Source organism: Nocardiopsis sp. RV163, from assembly GCF_001029525.1.
Classification (GTDB): Bacteria; Actinomycetota; Actinomycetes; order Streptosporangiales; family Streptosporangiaceae; genus Nocardiopsis; species Nocardiopsis dassonvillei.
In genome coordinates this window covers 1-3,297 of sequence record NZ_LEKI01000289.1, presented here as the reverse complement: position 1 = coordinate 3,297, position 3,297 = coordinate 1, and the positions used below count along the sequence as shown (strand labels likewise).

At 75.7% G+C, this 3,297-nt stretch carries 6 protein-coding genes; all 6 read left to right on the top strand.

Translation table 11 applies throughout. The annotated features are described in order from the left end of the window. Positions 1-253, top strand: a 253-nt coding sequence (locus tag ABD54_RS28415) for a hypothetical protein (protein ID WP_047872205.1), incomplete at its 5' end; no start/stop codon positions are given. 211 nt (positions 254-464) lie between these two features. Continuing rightward, complete coding sequence (locus ABD54_RS26095; RefSeq protein WP_047872204.1) at positions 465-881, top strand: RRQRL motif-containing zinc-binding protein; 417 nt, start codon at positions 465-467, stop codon at positions 879-881. After that, positions 878-1,066: a hypothetical protein gene (locus tag ABD54_RS26090; protein WP_047872203.1), complete on the top strand. Its 189-nt coding sequence runs from the start codon at positions 878-880 to the stop codon at positions 1,064-1,066. The genes ABD54_RS26095 and ABD54_RS26090 overlap by 4 nt, the downstream gene beginning before the upstream one ends. 14 nt (positions 1,067-1,080) lie before the next feature. Beyond that, the gene (locus ABD54_RS26085; protein ID WP_047872206.1) at positions 1,081-1,269 is read left to right on the top strand and encodes a hypothetical protein; all 189 of its coding nucleotides are present in this window, start codon (positions 1,081-1,083) and stop codon (positions 1,267-1,269) included. A gap of 13 nt (positions 1,270-1,282) precedes the next feature. Further along, on the top strand, positions 1,283-2,995 hold the full coding sequence (locus ABD54_RS26080) for a hypothetical protein (protein WP_047872202.1): 1,713 nt from the start codon (positions 1,283-1,285) through the stop codon (positions 2,993-2,995). A 34-nt stretch (positions 2,996-3,029) separates the two neighbouring features. Then, positions 3,030-3,281: a hypothetical protein gene (locus ABD54_RS26075; protein WP_047872201.1), complete on the top strand. Its 252-nt coding sequence runs from the start codon at positions 3,030-3,032 to the stop codon at positions 3,279-3,281. Positions 3,282-3,297 lie beyond the last annotated feature (16 nt).

The window sequence follows — 3,297 nt, the reverse complement described above, 5'->3', positions numbered from 1 at the left end:
CCTCCCGCCCGCCCGGGGGGCGGACAGGGGGGCGGAAGCTCCGCCCACCCACGGTGAGCTGGACGAATACCTGTCTCTGGAGGGCTACCGGCGCGAGGTGATGCTCTACATCCACGCCTACGGGCGGGGGGTGTCCACCCGCCAGATCGTGCGGGCCACCCGCATCCCGCGCAGCTCGGTGCGGGACGCGCGCACCGCCCTGTGGCACGACGGCTACCCCGCCTTCGACCCGACCAAGGTCAACGACTGCTGACCGTCCCCGCCCCCTTCCCGCCCCCCCGGGCGGGCGGGGGCGGACCACCCGCTCCGGCGGGTGCGCTGGCCCCCGCGCAACGCACGGTTGCGCGGGGGCCAGCGCACTACTCCGGCCGCGGGCGAGGCCAGAACCGCGAGACCGCAGTGTCCGCGCGTGAGAGCCCGCCCGAGCCCGACCACCACACCGATCGACCAGGAAGGAGACCAGCGTGGCCACCGGCCATCCGTACTACGACCCCACCGGCAGCAGGCACGGCGTGCCGACTTACCCGTGGGGGTGGGCCCTTGACCCCGACCTGCGCACCAAAGCCCAGCTGCGGGCCGAAGGGCTCAGCATCGCGGGGCTGGAGGTGGCCGCGCAGATCATGTGGCGCTCGCGCCGCGCCGGGCACCGGTCGGGGACGCGGACCGCGGCCCTGTACCGGCGCTCGCTGGCGCGGCCGGTGCGCCCCCTGTCCCCCGGCCAGCAGCGTGCGTTGTGCCGTGCGCTGCTGGCCCGGCACACCTGCCGCGACTGCGCGCGGCTCTGGGACGTGTGCCTGCCCACCGGCAACGGCGGCAGGTGCCCGACCGGGTGCGCGACGTGGGAGCCGCCCGAGGACGAGCCCCTGGCGGTGGCCGCGTGAGGAGCCACCGCCCCGACGTGCGGCCGGTGCCGGTGCCCGACTGGGTGCTGCACCGGCCGACCTGTTCGTGCGGGTGGACCGGAGACACGGTCCGCACCCGCGCTCTCGCTGACGACCAGGTGCACGAGCACCTGACCGAACACCACCACCAGGAGGCTGAGCAGCCCGCGCTGCCCGGCCTGTGAGAAAGGAGTTCCCCGTGATCCGTGGCTGTCTCGCACAGGCCTTCGGCATCTTCATCATCGGCTCGCTCATCCTGTGGGTCTTTCGCGCCCCTGAGTCCGTGGCCGGCCTTTTCATCAGCGCGGTCGGCCTGCTGACCGAGGGCGGCGACGCCATCGGCCGCCTGGTCAGCGCGTTCACCCCCGCCATCGACGGCCTGCTCTGAGCCGGAGGACCAGATGAGCACCGACACCGAGTCGGGGCCGCCGCCCAGGGTGAGCGGCCCCGACGGGGAGGAATACGAGCTGCGGGTGCGCCCCAGCTCCACCTCCCCCGACGACTCCGACCAGGAGCAGAACACCAAGGAGAAGGAGGAGACGAAGTCCCCGGTGCGGGCCGGGCAGTGGGCGGCCGGAGGCCTGTCCACCGCCGCTGTCGGCGCTGCCGGGCTCTACCAGCTGGCCGGTCCCTGGGGGCTGGCCGCCGGGTGCGCGGCCACGGCCGTGGCCGGAACCGCCTGGGGCGTGCACCGCCTGCGCAAGGGCCGCCAGGGCCGCGAGCGCGGCGGCCGGATGCGGGGCGGTGGCCGGGGGTTTCGGCCCCTGCGCGAGCGCCTGGGCGGTGGTGGGCGGCGGGCCGGTGGCCTCTCCGGCGGCCTGGGCGGCCGTCTGGGCCGCATGGGCGCCTCCGCTGGCGGCGCTGGTGCGGGCCGGGGCCGGGCCGCCTCGATGGGGTCGGCCGGGCTGGGCAAGACCGGCTCCCGCGCCGGGTCCGGCACGGGTCCTTCCTCCACCGGCACGCGCAGCCGCGGTGGCGGCCGGGGCTCGCTGTTCAAGGCAGGCCGGTCCGGGCGCGGCGCGGCCGGAGGCCTATCCGGTCGGGCGGGTGCGGGCCGCGGCTCCAGCACGGGCCCGGGTGCGCGCGGCGCCGGGGCCCGCTCCGCAGCGGGCGGGCGCATGGGAGGCCTCAAAGGGCTGCTGGGCGGCGCCGCAGGGCGCGGAGCCCGCTCAGCTCGCTCCGCGCGGGGTCGGGTGCACGCCACCGCCGATGGCGGGCACACCGCCCGCACCCGCACGGGCGGGGCGGGCGGTGGCCTGGGCCGGGCCGCACGGGCGGCCCGTGCTGCTGGCGGCCGCATCCGGGGCGCGGCTGGGCGGGTGGACGCCGCGACCGGCGGGCGCCTGTCCAGGGCGGCCAAGACCGCCCGCGAGCGCTCCCGTGCGGCCACGGGCCGGGTGGCCTCCTCCGGGCCCGTCAAGCGCCTGCGCAAGGCCCTGGCCAAGGCGAAGAAGTCCCGCACGGGGCGGATGTTCGCGGCGGTGTGGGGGGTCATGGCCATTCCCATCGTGGCTCTGTGGCACAAGATCCGCCCGCCCCAGAAGACCGACAACACCACCACGAAGGAGGAGAGCACCGAGGCCTCCGCGGCCGGGGCCGAAGCGCCCGGCGCGGAGGAGGAGAGCGTGTTCGGGGCCCACGCCCCGGGCGCCGACGAGAAGGTCCACGTCCCCGGGGGCGGCATGCCCGACCCCGAGGGGGCTGACCCCGACTTGGGGCCCGCGCCTGCGGGCCCTGAGCCCACCATCCGCATTGCCGAGAAGGAATCGAGAGCCGAAGTGTCGATCAACCCGCTGACCAGCTCCTCCGCCCAGATGAACGTCGCCGTCTCCTCGTACGTGCCTGAGGACATGTGGGCGGTGCGCCAGGAGATCCGCCAACTCCCGCAGATGTGCGAGAACGTCGCGTTCGCGCTGCGCACCTACGTCACCCGCCTCAACGACAACTACCCCATCGACGACCGGGTGCTGGAGGCGCTCTACAACGTCTTCAAGCAGATCGGGGACGCGGCCACCACCGCCCAGGAGGTCAGCCCGCTCTTCGAGCGCGTGCACGCCGACGAGATCCGCCGCCGCGACGCGCCCCGCCCCAACGAGCGCGCCTGGAACGTCTGAGACCCCCGCGAACACCAACCTGGAAGGAGACATCATGGGCAAGCGCGGTCGCCGCGAGCGCGGCGTGGACTGGTCAGTGACCGGTGGCGGGCCGGTAGCGAACACGGCGGTGGCCGCGCTGGGCCTGACCGCCGCCGCCGTCACCGGTCACGGCCTGGCCGTCTCCCCGCTGTGGGGAGCGGCCGCCGGGGTCGCCGGAGCCGCCACCAACGTGGTCCTGGGCGCGGCCGCGGAGGCCTCCCCCACCGGGCAGGTCATCAACATCACCCGGTGGGCGATGGGGTAGTTGTCGTTGAGGCGGG

What these genes read in the sequence shown, in the direction of transcription:
- ABD54_RS26080 (WP_047872202.1), top strand. Translation starts at nt 1,283, where the DNA reads ATGAGCACCGACACCGAGTCGGGGCCGCCGCCCAGGGTGAGCGGCCCC.
- ABD54_RS26075 (WP_047872201.1), top strand. Translation starts at nt 3,030, where the DNA reads ATGGGCAAGCGCGGTCGCCGCGAGCGCGGCGTGGACTGGTCAGTGACC.